16 protein-coding genes and 1 riboswitch are annotated in these 16,461 nt (G+C 48.1%); of the genes, 12 read left to right on the top strand and 4 right to left on the bottom strand.

Annotation, left to right across the window (positions count from 1 at the left end):
- Nucleotides 1-11: 11 nt before the first annotated feature.
- The gene (ovoA, locus tag SHD_RS04035) at nt 12-2,111 is read right to left on the bottom strand and encodes a 5-histidylcysteine sulfoxide synthase (RefSeq protein WP_039977483.1); all 2,100 of its coding nucleotides are present in this window, start codon (nt 2,109-2,111) and stop codon (nt 12-14) included.
- Between the two features lie 336 nt (nt 2,112-2,447).
- Between ovoA and SHD_RS04040 the strand changes: the two genes are divergently transcribed.
- Nucleotides 2,448-2,840 carry a hypothetical protein gene (locus SHD_RS04040; protein ID WP_023265964.1) on the top strand — a complete coding sequence of 131 codons (393 nt, stop codon included), beginning with the start codon at nt 2,448-2,450 and terminating at the stop codon, nt 2,838-2,840.
- Between the two features lie 8 nt (nt 2,841-2,848).
- Here SHD_RS04040 and SHD_RS04045 read toward each other — a convergent pair whose 3' ends face one another.
- Nucleotides 2,849-3,040, bottom strand: a complete 192-nt coding sequence (locus tag SHD_RS04045; RefSeq protein ID WP_023265965.1) for a hypothetical protein — start codon at nt 3,038-3,040, stop codon at nt 2,849-2,851.
- A 365-nt stretch (nt 3,041-3,405) separates the two neighbouring features.
- On the opposite strand from SHD_RS04045, the gene SHD_RS04050 reads away from it, so the two are divergent.
- The 4 genes from SHD_RS04050 to SHD_RS04065 all read left to right on the top strand — a co-directional run bounded on the left by SHD_RS04050 (nt 3,406) and on the right by SHD_RS04065 (nt 7,186).
- Nucleotides 3,406-4,245 carry a PfkB family carbohydrate kinase gene (locus SHD_RS04050; RefSeq protein WP_023265966.1) on the top strand — a complete coding sequence of 280 codons (840 nt, stop codon included), beginning with the start codon at nt 3,406-3,408 and terminating at the stop codon, nt 4,243-4,245.
- Between the two features lie 305 nt (nt 4,246-4,550).
- Entirely contained in the window at nt 4,551-6,008 is a 1,458-nt protein-coding gene (locus SHD_RS04055; RefSeq protein ID WP_039977487.1) for a sensor domain-containing diguanylate cyclase, read from the top strand.
- Between the two features lie 89 nt (nt 6,009-6,097).
- A complete protein-coding gene (locus SHD_RS04060) occupies nt 6,098-6,793 on the top strand; it encodes an MOSC domain-containing protein (RefSeq protein WP_023265968.1) in 696 nt (231 codons plus the stop codon).
- Between the two features lie 36 nt (nt 6,794-6,829).
- Complete coding sequence (locus SHD_RS04065; RefSeq protein ID WP_023265969.1) at nt 6,830-7,186, top strand: DUF4870 domain-containing protein; 357 nt, start codon at nt 6,830-6,832, stop codon at nt 7,184-7,186.
- A gap of 69 nt (nt 7,187-7,255) precedes the next feature.
- Here SHD_RS04065 and SHD_RS04070 read toward each other — a convergent pair whose 3' ends face one another.
- Both SHD_RS04070 and SHD_RS04075 read right to left on the bottom strand, forming a co-directional pair.
- Nucleotides 7,256-9,172, bottom strand: a complete 1,917-nt coding sequence (locus tag SHD_RS04070) for a methyl-accepting chemotaxis protein (protein WP_023265970.1) — start codon at nt 9,170-9,172, stop codon at nt 7,256-7,258.
- 303 nt (nt 9,173-9,475) lie between these two features.
- On the bottom strand, nt 9,476-11,125 hold the full coding sequence (locus SHD_RS04075) for an electron transfer flavoprotein-ubiquinone oxidoreductase (protein ID WP_023265971.1): 1,650 nt from the start codon (nt 11,123-11,125) through the stop codon (nt 9,476-9,478).
- A gap of 252 nt (nt 11,126-11,377) precedes the next feature.
- Nucleotides 11,378-11,511: riboswitch (molybdenum cofactor riboswitch) on the top strand.
- Here SHD_RS04075 and moaA point away from each other — a divergent pair.
- The 7 genes from moaA (at nt 11,499) to SHD_RS04110 (ending at nt 16,427) form a co-directional block, all read left to right on the top strand.
- On the top strand, nt 11,499-12,479 hold the full coding sequence (gene moaA / locus SHD_RS04080) for a GTP 3',8-cyclase MoaA (RefSeq protein ID WP_039977489.1): 981 nt from the start codon (nt 11,499-11,501) through the stop codon (nt 12,477-12,479). It overlaps the preceding riboswitch by 13 nt.
- A 112-nt stretch (nt 12,480-12,591) precedes the next feature.
- A complete protein-coding gene (moaC, locus tag SHD_RS04085; RefSeq protein ID WP_011074083.1) occupies nt 12,592-13,071 on the top strand; it encodes a cyclic pyranopterin monophosphate synthase MoaC in 480 nt (159 codons plus the stop codon).
- A gap of 19 nt (nt 13,072-13,090) precedes the next feature.
- A complete protein-coding gene (gene moaD, locus SHD_RS04090; protein ID WP_011621081.1) occupies nt 13,091-13,342 on the top strand; it encodes a molybdopterin synthase sulfur carrier subunit in 252 nt (83 codons plus the stop codon).
- A 1-nt stretch (nt 13,343) separates the two neighbouring features.
- Nucleotides 13,344-13,811 (top strand): molybdopterin synthase catalytic subunit MoaE, encoded by a 468-nt coding sequence (gene moaE / locus SHD_RS04095; protein WP_023265973.1) that lies wholly within the window; start codon nt 13,344-13,346, stop codon nt 13,809-13,811.
- Nucleotides 13,812-13,850: 39 nt separating this feature from the next.
- On the top strand, nt 13,851-14,654 hold the full coding sequence (modA, locus tag SHD_RS04100) for a molybdate ABC transporter substrate-binding protein (protein WP_023265974.1): 804 nt from the start codon (nt 13,851-13,853) through the stop codon (nt 14,652-14,654).
- An 8-nt stretch (nt 14,655-14,662) separates the two neighbouring features.
- Nucleotides 14,663-15,343 carry a molybdate ABC transporter permease subunit gene (gene modB / locus SHD_RS04105; RefSeq protein ID WP_023265975.1) on the top strand — a complete coding sequence of 227 codons (681 nt, stop codon included), beginning with the start codon at nt 14,663-14,665 and terminating at the stop codon, nt 15,341-15,343.
- On the top strand, nt 15,324-16,427 hold the full coding sequence (locus SHD_RS04110) for an ABC transporter ATP-binding protein (protein WP_023265976.1): 1,104 nt from the start codon (nt 15,324-15,326) through the stop codon (nt 16,425-16,427). Before modB ends, SHD_RS04110 begins: the two co-directional genes overlap by 20 nt.
- Nucleotides 16,428-16,461 lie beyond the last annotated feature (34 nt).

The following is a 16,461-nucleotide window of genomic DNA, read 5'->3' on the forward strand; positions in this document are numbered from 1 at the left end:
TTTTGATGGGGCTATCTTTTACGCCAAATGGTCATTTCTGAAATTGAATGCTGGAATTTGCGTTTGGTTTCACGGATCACGAAGGGAATTTCTTTCACTGCGACCAGCTCAAATTGGCCTATCAAGGTTTCGGTTAACCCATCCAAAGTAGTGAAATTTTCTCCTTTGACTTTAATCCCCCCAAGCCATTTATCCTTTGGCGTGTAGTCTTCAAGCCAAGTATAAGGTGAGGCGATAACCAGATATCCCCCTTGATTGATGCGTTGCCCAATATTGGTGAGGAAATGTTGTGGGTCGTTTAACCTGTCGATCAGATTTGAGGCGTAAACCAAATCGTAACCGGTGTAGATTGGTTTGAGATTGCAGGCATCCCCTTGGATAAAATTGACTTTTTTAGCTTCGCCAAGGTAACCCAATTTAGCAAGGCTGGCACTTTTGAATTCCTGTAAGTCTCCCTCAGTACGAATGGTGTAGCGTTTTTCGCCTTGTTCGGTCAGGGCGTAAGCCTGCTGAATAAAGCGCGCCGAAAAGTCGATGCCATCCACATGGTCGAACACTTTGGCTAATTCAAAACTAGCGCGCCCGACAGAGCAACCAATGTCTAAGGCTTTCTTGGCGTGTTCTAGTTGGATCTCATCGAGCGCCTGTTGTACACCATTGACACAAAAATTAGGTACGCCAAAGTATTCTGCGCCATAGTGGAATTCTAAATATTGAGAAATCAGTTCATCGGTTTCGTACACATTAACCTCGGCCATTTGCTCTGGATTTTGCAACGATTCAACGTAACGGAATCCGGCATGTTGATAGAAGTGGCGCCTGAAAGCATAGCGTGAAGCTGCAATGGCCTCATTGCCCGTTGAGATCCACGATCCACCCTTAATTAGATTGTGTTTGCCATCGAAGGTGGGCGTTGAAAAATCATCGTAGAGTGGATGTACTGCAAACCCATTAAAACCGTCGATAGCGGTTTCGGTCCATTGCCAGACGTTGCCAACAATGTCATAAAAATCATTATGTTTAAAGCGGTTTACTGGACATGAGGAGGCGTAGTAGGCCAGCGATATATTGCCTGGGACTTCATGCCAATCGGGTGCATCGTTCGGTACATTTTCCCGCAAGATATACCATTCGGCTTCGGTGAGTAGGCGGATATTGCTCTGGTTTTGACGCGCTTTCCAATTACAAAAAGCCTTAGCTTCGAGTTGATTCACCTCGACAGGCCAATTGAGCGGCAAAGGGATTTCGCTGGTGAGGTTACGTTGCCACCATTTGTGATTGTAGCGGCGCCAAAAGCGGGGCATTTGGGCTTGAGTATAAGCCAGCCAAGCTTGACCTTCTTCATTCCAATAGTCTTGTGTTTGATAGCCGCCCGCTTCGACAAAGGCTAGGTATTCATGATTACTTACTAGATACTTTGAGGCTTTAAAATCAGCGACGTTAAAGCTTTTGTTGCCGTATTCGTTATCCCAGCCATAGGTGTTATCTTGCTCTTTTTTACCTAAGGTGATTTTTTTACCCGCTACGGCAAGTAGTTGATTGGGCTCGGCGTTGCCAACATCCTGACATTCCGGCCAGTGAGCATTGGCGCACACATCCTCTAATGGTAGCTGGCGAATAATGACAGAAGAGGTCTCTAGGTGAATGCGCTCGTGCTCAATACCCATCAAGATGACCCAAGCGGGGCTGTCTTGGCTTATCGGCAGTGTGATTGGCATTCGTGCAATCAGTTGATTCACAACCTCCTTGACTTGATCTCTATACGTTTTTACCTCTGCGACACTGGGCCATTGATAGTGGGTCTCGTCGAGGTCATCCCAGGACATTTCGTCTACACCTATGGCAAACATCGATTCAAAGTGATCATTCACTCGTTCATCAAGATATTTACCCAGCTTGAGTTTATTGATATAGAAAGTGGCGGTATGGCCAAAGTAAAAAATCAGCGGATGGCGCAGTGGTTCGGCTTTGACATAATAAGCCTCGTCATGCTTTATCAGCTCGAATAAGGATTCGTAAAGTGCCCATGTTTGGTTGAAGTATTGCTTTATTTCTTCACGTTTTAGTGCCTCATTTCCACCCGTAAGTTTGAGTGTTTGCAAAACTGGCATATCGATTTCTCCATTGGGCAAGCTGGTGCCATAGTGCTGGCTATGGGTTGTCAGGCTCAATACGTGGTACGGATTTATTGGATCACTTTATCAACAAAATGTGGCAGTTATTGAGCTGTATTTTCAAACTAACAGAAAGTAAGACTAGCTCCAATCACTGACTGGAGTACAACATATGACCTTAAAGGGGAGATTTTTATTACAGCTAAGTGAGCTACCGCTGGAGTGTGTTTGTCAGCAAAAGGATAAAATTATTTATACCTGACCAGTATTTTATCTGCCAAGGTTAAGGCAGAATGTTCTCGTCCGTAAAATTATTATGCAGGATATAACGGGATGGCAATGAACGCATTATGGATACCCGCTTGGTATGAGCTTGATCCGTCGATCGTTGTGGGCGTGACTGAAGAGTTTGTATTTCATAAACCCGCTACCAATGAGGCATTGAGATTTTACAGCGGAGCAAAAGAAGCCGCGGCAGTAAAGGCAACAGGCGCTATTTCAAGCATTCATCACAAAGTCTTGGGGGATATTGAGAGTGTGGATGCGCAGGGGCTTGATTACACAATTGTTTTAAAAGATGGTCGTCGTTTGTTAGTCAATGCGGAGGAGGATCCTGGGCTTCTTTACGAATGGGTTGATGATAGTTGGCAACCATCGGAAATGGTGATCCAAGATTGGCAGCTTGAGGTGAAGTTTGCATCACTTTCGCCTTTTAAGGCGGATTAACGTCAGTCCTATTTTTCGGAGCAGTTAGGCTCATCATGCTGAACCATCTGCTCCTCAAACAACACTTGTAGTAACTGATATTCGTGTTGAATCTTTGCGACATAAGCATCATGAAATTCCAACTCGTTAAATTCCTCCAAGCATTCGCGATAGCGGCGGAGTTGTTCTTCACCATCAATGTCCCTATGTAGCCATTCCATTAGCATGCAGTTCTCTTAAGTTTTTCCGCCTTAAGCACAAAGCTTAACCTTCTTCTAATTTAAGATAAGATTCAAATCTAATGTCATTTTTATGATTTAACCTCTGAAATAAATACTTTAATAAATATTTTTATTATTTTTCATGTGGTTATTCTTGATTTGTTTGCGCTTCTTAGTGTTCCTTTACTGAATTTGATTATGGTCAAAGTCTTACGGCAAAAGCCTGTTTAAGCTGTCATGTGCTGGTACGGCGTATTGGTCGCTGAGATTGTGCCACCCTGTGTTTTGGTCTAGATTGAGGGCTCTTTTTACCGAGTGCTCGCCCCGACTTAGTGCGGTCTATTTTTTCTTTATGGAGTCTTGTCATGGCAAATATTTTGCTGGTGGCCAATCTTAACTGTGACCGAGTGTTGCTTCTTGATAAGCCGCTTAAAACGGGTGGTCGTTTTCATTATCAAGATGGCGGACAAAGGCTCGGTGGCGGTGGCGCCAATACTGGGCTTGGATTGGTGTGGGCGGGCCATAGGGTTGCCCTCGTGAGCCAAGTTGGTAGAGATGAGATGGGCGACTGGGTTATCGCAGAGGCAAGTACCCAAGGGCTCGATTGTCGCTTAGTACAACGCCGCGCAGGAAATACCTGTGAAATGTTGCTGGTAATGACACCTGATGGTGAGCGCACCATCATTCGACCTCAACGTCCGATTTTTGAGTTATCAGTACCACCTAAATGGCAGCATTGGGATGCACTGTATTTTAATACCTCGGCTGAGGGCACTGTGAGTTGGGCGAAAACCGCACTGGATCACTGCCTTGTGATCGCGCAATTGGCGAAGGATGACAGACCGCGCCCTTGCCACGTATTGCTGGCTTCAGTGAGTGATATGCAAGGCCGCTGTGATGTCGCTTCTTGGGATTATGGCGTGAGTATTGGCGGTGAATCACTGCGATATTTTGTGGTGACCGATGGTGTGCGTGGCGCAAAGGTGTATACCCGAGATGGTGTGCAGCATGTACCCGCAGTGCCTGCCGAGGTTGTTGATACCACTGGGGCTGGAGATGCCTATGCCGCTGGACTTATCCATGGGTTATGCGCAGGTAAAACCATTACCCAAGCCATGGCTGAAGGTGCGATTTGGGCGGCATTTGCTGTGGCAACCGACAGTTCTATTCCTGGGGATGCATTAAAACAGTATTTAGAGGCATAAGTCGGGAGATAAATAGCAGGGATATAAAAGGGAGTCATCTTTCTGTCATCTGGACTTGATAGATTGTACACAGTGACGAATAGCTCTTGTCCTTTAACGTTTTCTTGCGCTTTTCTCCCATTTTGTTGGTTCGCATGTTTGCCCCGTTTCCCCAACGGGGCATTTTTTTACCTTGAATAATGTTATTTCGTCGAAGAACATTCATATAGCGGAAATATTGTGCGGTCGTTGATGTATTGCGTTAACATTTAGGCAACTCATTTACTTGATACAAAATAATAAGCCTAATGCTGTTGGAGTTGGAAATGGGCAATCACGTTTGGAATGATAAAAAGAAGTTTATTTGGTTGCTGTCGATTTTGTTGTTAGTGGCATTCTTAGTGACCAGTGGAATTAGCTATAAAGTGGCCCATGACTCTCTGAGCCAACAAATTGAGAGTAATACTCTACCTTTAACCAGCGATAATATTTATTCAGAAATTCAACAGGATCTCTTACGTCCTATCTTTATTTCTTCCTTGATGGCTCAGGATACCTTTGTGCGCGATTGGACCCTAAATCACGAACAAGAGCCCGAAAAGTTAGTCCGCTATCTCAAAGAGATCCAAGATAAATACGATACGGTCACCAGCTTTTTTGTCTCTGAACAGAGTCGTAATTATTACCACTCATCAGGAGTGCTAAAGAAAATTCAGGATATCGAGCCAAATGATGCTTGGTATTTCCGCGTACGTTCTTTGCCTGAATCAGAACATTTTGAAATCAATATCGATGCAGATACTGCGGATCGCACTAAGACTACAGTGTTTGTTAACTACAAAGTTTTTGATTTTGAAGGTAAGTTTATCGGCGTTACGGGTGTTGGTCTTGCGGTCGAAAAGGTTAAGTCGCTGATTGAACTGTACCAGAAGCGTTATAACAGACGGGTTTTCTTCACCGATAGACAGGGAAATGTCACTCTCCATGGGGATGAATACGATGGAGCAAACTCCTTACAAAGCAGTGTCGGCCTAGAGCAGCTTTCTACACGGATTCTGACCAGTCCAAGTGCAGCATTTAGCTATCAACGCAATGGTAAAACGGTTTATTTAAATAGCCGCTTAGTGCCTGAATTTAAATGGTATCTTATTGTTGAACAAGAAGATGCACCGCAGGAGCAAGAACTACTCAACACCTTCTGGGGTAACTTAGTCCTGAGTCTTGTTGTCACTATCGGAATTTTATTTATTTCCAACATGACCTTAGGTCGCTACCAACGTAAACTCGAGGTAATGGCCTCAACCGACAAACTGACTGGCGCAGCTAACCGACAAGTATTTGAAGAGTATTTTCATCAAACATTAGAGAAAGCCAAACTGTCGCAAACCCCCATTTCGATTCTACTTGTTGATATAGACCACTTTAAAAAAGTGAATGACAGTTATGGCCATAGTGTTGGCGATTTAGTGCTAAAAACCGTTACGAATCTACTACGTAGTCAATTAAAAGAGCAGGATATACTTTGTCGTTGGGGTGGAGAGGAGTTTCTTGTGTTACTGCCTGAAATGGATTTAAGCCATTCAGCCGAACTGGCAGAACGCTTTAGGGATTCTATTTCGCAGCGAGAATTGAAAGTAAATGGTGTCCATATTGCCATCACAGTCAGTATTGGTGTCGCCGAATATCAGAAACCTGAACCCGCAGAAGATTTGATAAAACGAGCCGATTTAGCCCTATATCAAGCGAAAGAAGCTGGCCGTAATCAAGTCGTGTTAAATCAGTGATACCCAGATTTTAGCGCACGCTCTATTTGTTTAGAGCATGTAATACTTAGCGTTTTGGCCCCGTGTGGCGACAATGATGGGAGTAACCAATGTCGACTTTATTGGTAAACAGATTATCGGGTTTGTATTTAGGGGCGAGTCTGCAAGAAATTAGCGGCGTTTCTACTGGTATTGATGGTAAAAAATCTGCGCAGCAGTTAGTGGTGAATGTTGATCATGTAGAAGGCGATGCGCAGGCTGACCCTAAGCACCATGGCGGTCTAGACCGAGTACTACATCATTTTCCCCGCGAGCATTATGGTCAGTACCGTCGTTGGGATTTAATTACCCAACTCGAAGATGCGCCGAGCATGGGTGAAAACATCAGCACGGTTGGTTTGAATGAAACCGAGGTTTATATCGGCGATATCCTGCAAATCGGTGCCGTAACAGTGCAGGTGACTCAGCCGCGCTCACCTTGCTTTAAATTAAATCTGCAATTTGGCCATAGAGACTTTGCCCTTGCCATGCAGCAGAGTCAGCTATGCGGTTGGTTTTATCGGGTGTTAACTCCCGGTATCATTCAATTAAGCGATAATATTGAATTAGTAGAGCGAAAAACCAATATCAGTGTTGCCGAGGCCATGGCGCTGTACTTTTCACCCGAATACGATGCCAAAGCCTATGATAGACTCGCCTCCTGTGAAGGATTGGCACAAAGCTGGGTGAATAGCCTGCAGCGGCGATTAGCAACACAGCAAGTCGAAGATTGGCAAATGCGCTTGTATGGCCCAAAAGGCAAATAAACTTTATTTTTCAAACGATAATACAGGGAAAGTGTAATGATAGAGTCAGTGACTAAGAGTGAAAGAGATTTTGGCTTACTTGTGTATGCCTCTAGTTTAATTGGTTATTTAGTGCCGTTTGGCTCGATTCTTGGACCGCTGATAATGTGGTTGATGAAGCGTGAAGAGTCGGCCTTTGTCGACCAATGCGGCCGTAGTTGCTTGAACTTTAAATTAAGCCTATTGATCTACGTGATTATCAGCGGAGTGTTAGCCTTGGTTGGCATTGGGTTTATTTTCTTGATCATCCTCGGCATTCTTGACTTAGTTTGCACCATTCTTGGGATTATTAAGGCGAGCGAAGGGCAAGTGTATCGTTATCCGCTGACGATTAAGTTTCTTTCCGATAACTAATTGCTTTTAAAGCGATTCAATAAAAAACGCCTTAGGGAGAATCCGCTAAGGCGTTTTTGTTTGTTTTCATTACACCTTAAATTTCGCTACTAAGGTATCTAAGCGGTGAGCGAGTTGATTTAGCGCTAAGCTCGCCTGTGCCGCGGCCTGTGCCGTGCTGGCGGTTCGCTGGGTGATCTCGTTAATTTCGGTCACGTTGCGGTTGATATCTTCCACCACGGTCGATTGCTCTTCCGTTGCCGCTGCCACTTGAATGTTCATATCGCTGATCAGGCCAATACGGTCACTAATACCCATTAGAGATTGGCTGGCCTCATCGACGGCGGCCACACCTTCATGGGAGCGCGCACGGCTCTGGGCCATGGCATTTACCGCTCGGCTGGCCTCGGATTGCAACTTGTCGATCATGCCTTGGACTTCGTTGGTCGATGCCGCGGTGCGCGATGCCAGATTACGGACTTCATCGGCAACCACGGCAAAGCCACGTCCTGCTTCACCAGCTCGCGCGGCTTCAATCGCAGCGTTGAGGGCTAACAGGTTGGTTTGTTCCGAAATCGCACGGATCACATCAAGAATACTGCCGATAGACTTGGTATGAGTCGCGAGGGATTCAATGACTTCGCCAACTTGCTCCACATCTTGGGAGAGCTGATTGATGGTATCCCGGGCACGGGTCACCACCACTTGGCCGCTATTAGATTCGGTATCGGCATCCTTGGCCGCAACAGCTGCTTGAGCGGCATTGCTGGCGATTTCATTCACCGTGGCGCCCATCTCATTGATGGCGGTCACTACCATCATAGTGCGATCTTTTTGCTCATGGCTGTCTTCAAGGGTTTGCTGTGCCTGATTCGACACATCCTTCGCCGAGAAGCCGAGTTGTTCGCTGGTCTGCGCAACTTCAATCACTGAGTCTTGGATTTTGCTGATAAAGCTGTTAAACCCTTGTGCCAGTTGGGCAATTTCATCTTCGCCTTTAACGGGGAGGCGCTGACGTAAATCGCCTTCACCTTCGCCGATATCACGGAACATGGCCGCCACTTGGGCGATAGGTCGGCTCACCGAACCGGCTACCACAATTGCCAGCATAATAAAGCCCGCGGCAATGATTAAGGTCCAAATTAAGATCTGGTAGGCGGCATCCGTCAGTAGGGCGAACACTTCGGCTTCGGGCACTTGTGCCACTAAATACCAATCCATGGAGGGAATATAACTGCTGGCTACGAAGGTGTTTTCACCTTGGATTTGGGTATCGATCAGGTTGAAGTCGCTACGATTGAGCAATGAGCTGATGTTGGTGCCCGAGTACAAGCTCTTGAGGCTGCTCTTGCCAATTTGGCTGGCGTCGGGGTGTAGTTTTACCTCACCTTTAGCATCGACTAAGTAAACAAAGCCGGTTTCTTCAATCTTAAAGGAGCCCAGTAGGCGCACCATATCATCGAGGGATTTGGCGAGGCCAACGAGTCCTCGACCATTAGGTTGCTGATAATTGATAAAGAGTTTTACCTCGCCATTGGCTTCGGTAAACACGTTTAGCATCCGCTCTTGGCCGCTGTCACGATAACCAAAAAACCAACCATCCTGCGCAGGGGTGAGTACACGTAGGAAACCATCCTGAGTGTAGTAGGCGGCGGTTTGTCTATCGGCGTAGGAGGCTTGGGCCAAATGATATTGGCGGGTGATGTCCTTCAGTTGAGCAACGACTTGCGGTTCTTGCTCCTGCGGACGACCGTTTTCAAGCCATTGCAGTAACATTCGACTGCTGGCAAGTTGTTCGGCGGCATTCATTAAGCTCGAAATATCTAGCTCAATCTTGTTGCGGATCTGCATCATTAGGCTGGGCATTTCCGATCCGAGCATACGCTGCTGTACCACGCTTTTTGCACTACGTTGGCTGAGGACGCCCACGAGTATGGTCGACAGCAGCACAGCAAATGTCACTGTCAGCAGAATTTTCTGCTTAATAGTAAGGTTATTCAATATCATAAATATCAATATGCCTCTGTTAGACGTTTAGAAATATCGGTCGATGTTTTCTAGCCAATAACAAGTATCGGACAGAAATGTTAAAAGTTAACCTTTGTTTAGGTCGAATGCCGAATAAAACAGCGTACAAGACATTTATTGGGCCTAACCTGTTGCTCTTGCGGTAGATCTTGTTATGTAGAGTATAGATGGAAATGAGTTGCTGATTTGAAGCATGTGATTTTTATGGCGCAATTGTGACCAAAGTGTGGCGTGAAGGCAAGCAAAAATAAGGCGCTCAATGAGCGCCTTATTCCGTTTAAGTTACATATTCGGGTAGTTTGGACCACCGCCGCCCTCAGGTGTCACCCAAGTAATGTTTTGGCTAGGGTCTTTAATGTCGCAGGTTTTGCAGTGGATGCAGTTTTGCGCATTGATCACAAACTTAGGCTGGCCTGCTTCTTCAACGATTTCGTACACGCCAGCAGGGCAGTAACGCTGGGCTGGCTCGTTAAATTGCGTCAGGTTTATCCCGAGCGGGATGCTGTTATCTTTTAAGCGCAGATGGCAAGGCTGGTCTTCCTCATGATAAGTGCTCGACAGGTAGACTGAAGAGAGCTTATCGAAGCTGAGTTTGCCATCGGGCTTGGGATAATCAATCTTGCTGTAGGCGCTGACTGGGGCCATTTGTGCATAGTCTGGGTGCTCATCACGCAGAGTGATGGGGAACTTACCGCCGAACCAGTTTTGATCTACGTAGTTAAATGCACCGCCGAGGAAAGTGCCAAACTTGTGCATCGCAGGGCCAAAGTTGCGCGACTTATACAACTCTTCGTGTAACCAGCTTTCTTCCAGATGGGTTTGGTAGCAATCGAGATCCTTACCGCCTTCAACCTCGGCCAGCATCGCTTTAGCTAAGGTTTCAGCCGCGACAATACCGCTCTTCATCGCCGTGTGTGTGCCTTTGATCTTGGCAAAGTTTAAGGTGCCTGCATCGCAGCCAATCAGCAGACCGCCGGGAAAGCTCATCTTCGGCAGTGAGTTCAGGCCGCCCTTAGTGATCGCGCGAGCACCATAGGTCAAACGCTCGCCGCCAGTTAAGTATTTGGCGATAACTGGGTGAGTCTTATAACGTTGGAACTCATCGAACGGGCTTAAATGGGGATTCTTGTAGTTGAGGTCGATAATCAGACCCACGGCAATTTGGTTGTCTTCCATATGGTAGAGGAAGCCGCCGCCCGACGCGCCATCGGTTAGTGGCCAACCACCTGTGTGCACCACTTTCCCTTGCTCGTGTTGTTCGGCGGGGACTTTCCAGATTTCTTTAAAGCCTAGGCCGTAATGCTGGGGTGTCTTGCCATTATCTAAGTGGTATTTCGCGATCAGCTGTTTGCCTAAGTGACCACGGCAACCCTCTGAGAACACAGTATATTTAGCGTGCAGTTCCATGCCGGGCATAAAGCTGTCTTTCGGCTGGCCGTCGGCACCGACGCCCATATCGCCAATCAGGATACCCTTCACGCTATTATCTTCATTGAAGAGTAATTCGCTGGCAGCAAAACCAGGGAAGATTTCTACGCCGAGCGCTTCGGCACGGGTCGCGAGCCAACGGCAGAGGTTACCTACGCTAACAATATAGTTGCCTTCGTTGTGCATGGTCTTAGGCACAAACGCATTGGGCATCAACTTGCTGTCGGTGGCGGAGTTGAGTAGATAGATTTCATCGTGGGTCACAGCTGTGGTGACGGGAGCGCCTGAATCGCGCCAGTCGCTGAATAGCTCATCTAACACTCGTGGTTCGAATACGGCGCCAGATAGGATGTGCGCGCCCACTTCGGAGCCTTTTTCTACCACGCACACGGTAATTTCTTTACCTGAATCCTGTGATATCTGCATTAATCGACACGCAGTCGCCAAGCCCGCAGGGCCCGCGCCGACGATAACAACATCGAATTCCATTGATTCGCGTTCCATCAGTTCACCTTTTCCTTCGCATATCCCCAATTTTTATCGGGTGTTGTAGTTTGTTTGTAAACGGGCGTTTTATTACTAGTGTCCACCTTACCTCAAAATCACCCTAGGGCACAGGGGCTAAGCGGTCTGTTTAGCCTAAAGAATGACAAAACTTTGGGTGAGCACTGTCACAGATTGTTCACGCTCACTTGAAGCGGATCAAGAAATACCTTTTTAGGGGTATAGCTAGGCAATACTTTCGGCTTATAATCACGGCTGACGGTTCTCCGAGCTTGCCTACCTAAGTCGACAGATATGGAGGTGTAGCCGTGGCAATAAGGCCACTGGGGTGAGTAAAGAAATGCTCTCGCCTCCCACACTTGGAAAGGTGATCATGTCTCAATTGCAAGACAATTTTGGTCGTAAATTTCATTACTTACGGATGTCAGTCACTGACGTTTGTAACTTCAAATGCAGTTATTGCCTCCCAGATGGTTATCATCCGAATGGCAAACAACAGTTTTTATCTCTTAGTGAGATAGAAAACCTTGTGTCCGCATTTAGCCAAGTTGGCACTCAAAAAATCCGTATCACTGGCGGTGAACCCACGCTGCGTAAAGATTTTACCGATATCATTCGAGTGGTCGCCGACAATCCTCGTATTCATACCGTAGCCACTACCACAAATGGTTATAGGCTCGAGAAGCATGCCAAAGAGTGGTTCGACGCAGGGCTACGCCGTATCAACGTGTCGGTAGACAGCTTAGATCCCAAGATGTTTTACCAGATCACCGGCGAGAATAAGTTCGACGAGGTGATGCGTGGTATCGATGCTGCCTTATCCGCGGGTTTTGAGCGCGTGAAGGTCAATGCGGTATTGCTCAAGGGTATGAACGATAAAGATTTACCGCGCTTTTTGAATTGGATAAAGCACACGCCCATCGATCTGCGTTTTATCGAGCTGATGGAAACAGGCCTTGGCCGCGAGTATTTCCAAGCTCACCATTTGGCGGGCGCCGATATAAAAGCGCAGCTGCAAGCTGAGGGCTGGCAATTAGATACGCCTCGCGCCGACGATGGCCCTGCGCAAAACTTCAGCCACAGTGACTTTAAGGGCCGTATCGGCTTGATCATGCCTTACGCCACTAACTTCTGCGCCAGCTGTAATCGCTTGCGGGTCTCGGCTAAAGGTAAGTTACATTTGTGCCTGTTTACCGAATCCGGCATTGATTTGCGTGATCTACTGCAACACCCGAGTCAGCAAGCGGAATTAATCGAGCGGTTACACGGTCAACTGGCGCAGAAGAAGGAAACCCATTATCTGCATCAGGGCATTACCGGCGTGACGCAACATCTGGCCTCGATTGGCGGTTAATCTAACTCAGGTCTTAGTCTGCTTATCGCGTTATCTTTCATTAGGTTAGATTTCGCGATGGCACTTAACTTCCCTATGCTTGAATTTGGCATCAGTTTAAAGGATCGCTTCAATGAGCAATGTATTTACCCATATTAACGCCGACGGCAATGCCCATATGGTCGATGTGACCGAGAAAGCAGTGACCGAGCGCGAGGCCCGTGCCGAAGCCTTTATTGAGATGGCGAGCACGACACTCGAGATGATCATGAGCGGCAGCCACCATAAGGGCGATGTGTTTGCCACCGCGCGTATCGCGGGGATCCAAGCGGCGAAAAAGACTTCAGATTTAATTCCGTTATGCCATCCGTTAATGCTAACCAAGGTCGAAGTCGAGCTCGAGGCTCAGCCTGAACATAATCGCGTGCGCATCACTAGCCTGTGTAAATTGTCCGGCAAAACCGGTGTCGAAATGGAGGCGCTCACAGCGGCCTCTGTCGCAGCGTTGACGATTTACGACATGTGTAAAGCCGTGCAGAAAGACATGGTGATTTCACAGGTGCGCCTGCTCGAAAAACGCGGCGGCAAGTCGGGACACTTTAAAGCTGAATAACGTAAAGCGAGATAAGAATATGATTAACGTGTTGTTTTTTGCCCAAGTTCGTGAGCTTTTAGGAACTGCCCAACTGAGTGTTGAAGCGAGCGAGCAGACACAAACCGCAGAAGGACTACGCGCAACACTGGCGGCCACCGACGATAAATGGGCCAAAGTGTTAGCCTCGGATAAATTACTGGTGGCGGTGAATCAAACCATCAGCCAGTGGGATACCCGAGTGAGCGATGGTGATGAAGTCGCCTTCTTCCCGCCTGTGACAGGAGGTTGATATGCGTTTACTGCCAAATGTGCGGGTGCAAACCGTCGATTTCAATGTGGCCGATGAGTACCACCAATTAGCCCAGGACAACAGCGATGGCGCCGTTGTCACCTTTGTCGGCAAGGTGCGCGACTTTAACGATGGCTCAGTGGTGACGGACCTGACCTTAGAACACTATCCCGGTATGACGGAGCGTGTGCTCGAGCAAATCGTGGCCGAAGCGCGTGAGCGTTGGCCGCTCAATAAAGTAACAGTTATCCACCGTGTCGGTACTATGGCTTTGGGTGAGCAAATTGTGTTTATCGGCGTCACCAGTGCCCATCGTAAGGCGGCGTTTGCGGCCTGCGAATTCTTAATCGACTTCTTGAAAACCAAAGCCCCTTTCTGGAAATTAGAAGCCGGGGACAAGGGTAAGAATTGGGTCGAAGCCAAGGACGCCGATGAGCAAGCGGCGCAACTGTGGCAACACAAAGACTAACGTAAGACTGAGCTAGCAGTAGGCGAGAGAGGTGAGTTTATGCATGGTGTGACAGGGTTAGGCAAAATCTGGAGTCTAGTATTTGCTCTGGCATTGTCGTGCTGTGTTGCCTTGATGCCAGCCGTTAGCCGCGCCGAAACTATGCCTGCGATTGCGGCCGCCGCCAATATCAAGTTTGCCCTCGATGATATTATTAAAAACTTCAGCGCCGAAACCGGGCTCAAGGTGCGAGTCTCCTACGGCTCATCGGGTAATTTTGTGGCGCAAATTCAACATGGTGCGCCGTTTGAGCTGTTGCTCAGCGCCGATGAGCGTTATATCCATGAGCTGCAAAAAGCGGGCTTTACTCGAGATGCTGGGGTGCTATACGCGGTCGGTCGCCTAGCCTTAGTGGCTCCAAACAAGTCCCCCTTAACCCTAGATGCCGAGTTGAATGGCGTAAAAAGCTTGCTCGCTGCGGACAAGTTGGAGCGCTTTGCGATTGCTAATCCTGAGCATGCGCCCTATGGCGAACGCGCCCGTGAACTGTTGCAAAAACTAGGCTTGTGGGACGGTCTACAAACTAAGTTAATCCTAGGTGAAAATGCCTCCCAAGCGGCGCAATTTGCCGTGAGCGGTTCCACCCAAGGCGGTATTATTCCTTTATCCCTTGCCTTAGCGCCACAGTTTAAGGCCTTAGGTCAGGCCATTGCCTTGCCCGAAGCATTGCATGGTCCACTCAACCAACGCATGGCCTTGATGCCAAAAGCGGGCGCAACCGCAGAGCGTTTTTATCAATATCTTCAATCTGATGCCGCCAGAGCCGTATTCCTGCAATACGGATTTGGCCTACCCGCTCGGTAAGGCCAGACATGGATTGGCAGGCACTCTGGTTATCGGTCAAGCTCAGCAGCATCACGGTGTTGGTATTGATCCCGCTGGCGATTCTGGCGGGGCGAGCCTTAGCCTATCGTCAGTTTGTGGGTAAGTCTTGGGTTGAGGCCTTAATCATGGTGCCCTTAGTCTTGCCGCCGACTGTGATTGGCTATTACTTGCTGGTGGGGCTTGGCAGCCAAAGCTGGTTAGGGCAATGGTTAGAGCGTCTAACTGGGCAGCAATTAGTGTTTCATTTCTCAGGGTTAGTGCTGGCGTCCGTGCTGGTGAATATTCCCTTTGCGTTGCAACCGATACAACGCGCCTTTGAAGCGGTTCCCCACGATGTGCGCGATGCTGCGGCCTGTTGCGGTATGAGCAAACTTAAAATTCTGCTGAAAATAGAATTGCCTATGATCTGGCCAGGGGTATTGACCGCCTTAGTGCTGTGTTTCTCCCATGTACTCGGTGAATTTGGGGTCGTATTGATGATGGGCGGGAATATTGCCGGCGAGACCAAGACTATCTCGATTTCCATCTACGACAGTGTTCAGGCCTTCGATTTTGGCGCAGCTGGCACTATGTCATTGGTGCTGTTGTTATTTGCGATTACCGCATTGGCTCTTACTACCAGTTTATCGCGGCGTTTAGGAGGTCAGGGTGGCGCAAATCATCGCTGATCTGCATTGCCAGATCCAAAACCATAAGCATATTAAACTGAGCGCCGAATTTAGCTGTAAGGCGGGTGAGGTGCTAGCCGTCGTCGGGCCTTCGGGTGGCGGTAAGACAACGTTACTGCGGATGATCGCAGGACTGAATCATCCCGATGCGGGCAGCATTGTGTTTGGTGAAACGCCATGGTTCGACCATCAAAGTCGCACCGCACTGACACCGCAGCAGCGCCATATCGGCTATATGCCACAGCATTTTGGGCTTTTTCCTAATCTTACCGCGCTCGAGAACGTGGTCGCGGGGCTTGACCATATTCCCAAATCGGAGCGAGTTGCTAGGGCAAAAGATTGGCTAGAGCGGGTCAATCTGCATGGTTTACCCGATAGACTGCCGATGCACCTCTCTGGAGGCCAGCGGCAACGGGTTGCGCTTGCTCGCGCCCTTGCCCGCGAGCCGTCGGTGTTGTTACTCGATGAGCCGTTTTCAGCGGTGGATAGAGAAACCCGCGAGCGTTTATACCTCGAGCTTGCTCGCCTAAAAGAGCAACTGCTTTGCCCTGTGATTATGGTGACCCACGATTTAAACGAAGCGCTGCTGCTGGCCGATTCGATGATCTTGATTAGCCAAGGTCAGATGCTACAGCAGGGCGCGCCGTTTGAGGTGCTATCGCGGCCACGTAATGAGGCCGTTGCGCGGCAAATGGGTTTAAGAAATATTTTCGATGGCGAAGTGGTGTTCCAAGACCGCACTAAAGACATCACCTGGCTCAAATTTGGTAAGCAGCTGATCGCCAGTGATTTTGGCAAAGACCGTAGCGTTGGCAGTAAAGTGCGTTGGGTGATCCCGAATCAAGGTATCAGATTTAACGCTATCACCAATGGGCGTTTATGTCGCAGTTTTAATAAGTTAGATGTCACCATCGACTCCTTGCTGGTGATGGGCGAGTCGGTGCGGGTGGTCTGTTATGCCACCGGGACTGAGTTGCAACTTAATACGGAAGTGTCACTTCATCTCGCGCAGAAGCTTGGCTTAACCAAGGGGATGCAAACCACAGTCGCGCTTAAATCAGAGCAAATTCATATTTTAGAGTAGCTAAGTTTTTTCCCGCATTTGGCGAAATCTATTA

Origin of the sequence: Shewanella decolorationis S12 (assembly GCF_000485795.1) — a bacterium.
Lineage (GTDB): Bacteria > Pseudomonadota > Gammaproteobacteria > Enterobacterales > Shewanellaceae > Shewanella > Shewanella decolorationis.

Coding starts and splice junctions, on each gene's coding strand:
- ovoA (WP_039977483.1), bottom strand. CDS start 2,111: ATGCCAGTTTTGCAAACACTCAAACTTACGGGTGGAAATGAGGCACTA.
- SHD_RS04040 (WP_023265964.1), top strand. CDS start 2,448: ATGGCAATGAACGCATTATGGATACCCGCTTGGTATGAGCTTGATCCG.
- SHD_RS04045 (WP_023265965.1), bottom strand. CDS start 3,040: ATGGAATGGCTACATAGGGACATTGATGGTGAAGAACAACTCCGCCGC.
- SHD_RS04050 (WP_023265966.1), top strand. CDS start 3,406: ATGGCAAATATTTTGCTGGTGGCCAATCTTAACTGTGACCGAGTGTTG.
- SHD_RS04055 (WP_039977487.1), top strand. CDS start 4,551: ATGGGCAATCACGTTTGGAATGATAAAAAGAAGTTTATTTGGTTGCTG.
- SHD_RS04060 (WP_023265968.1), top strand. CDS start 6,098: ATGTCGACTTTATTGGTAAACAGATTATCGGGTTTGTATTTAGGGGCG.
- SHD_RS04065 (WP_023265969.1), top strand. CDS start 6,830: ATGATAGAGTCAGTGACTAAGAGTGAAAGAGATTTTGGCTTACTTGTG.
- SHD_RS04070 (WP_023265970.1), bottom strand. CDS start 9,172: ATGATATTGAATAACCTTACTATTAAGCAGAAAATTCTGCTGACAGTG.
- SHD_RS04075 (WP_023265971.1), bottom strand. CDS start 11,125: ATGGAACGCGAATCAATGGAATTCGATGTTGTTATCGTCGGCGCGGGC.
- moaA (WP_039977489.1), top strand. CDS start 11,499: ATGTCTCAATTGCAAGACAATTTTGGTCGTAAATTTCATTACTTACGG.
- moaC (WP_011074083.1), top strand. CDS start 12,592: ATGAGCAATGTATTTACCCATATTAACGCCGACGGCAATGCCCATATG.
- moaD (WP_011621081.1), top strand. CDS start 13,091: ATGATTAACGTGTTGTTTTTTGCCCAAGTTCGTGAGCTTTTAGGAACT.
- moaE (WP_023265973.1), top strand. CDS start 13,344: ATGCGTTTACTGCCAAATGTGCGGGTGCAAACCGTCGATTTCAATGTG.
- modA (WP_023265974.1), top strand. CDS start 13,851: ATGCATGGTGTGACAGGGTTAGGCAAAATCTGGAGTCTAGTATTTGCT.
- modB (WP_023265975.1), top strand. CDS start 14,663: ATGGATTGGCAGGCACTCTGGTTATCGGTCAAGCTCAGCAGCATCACG.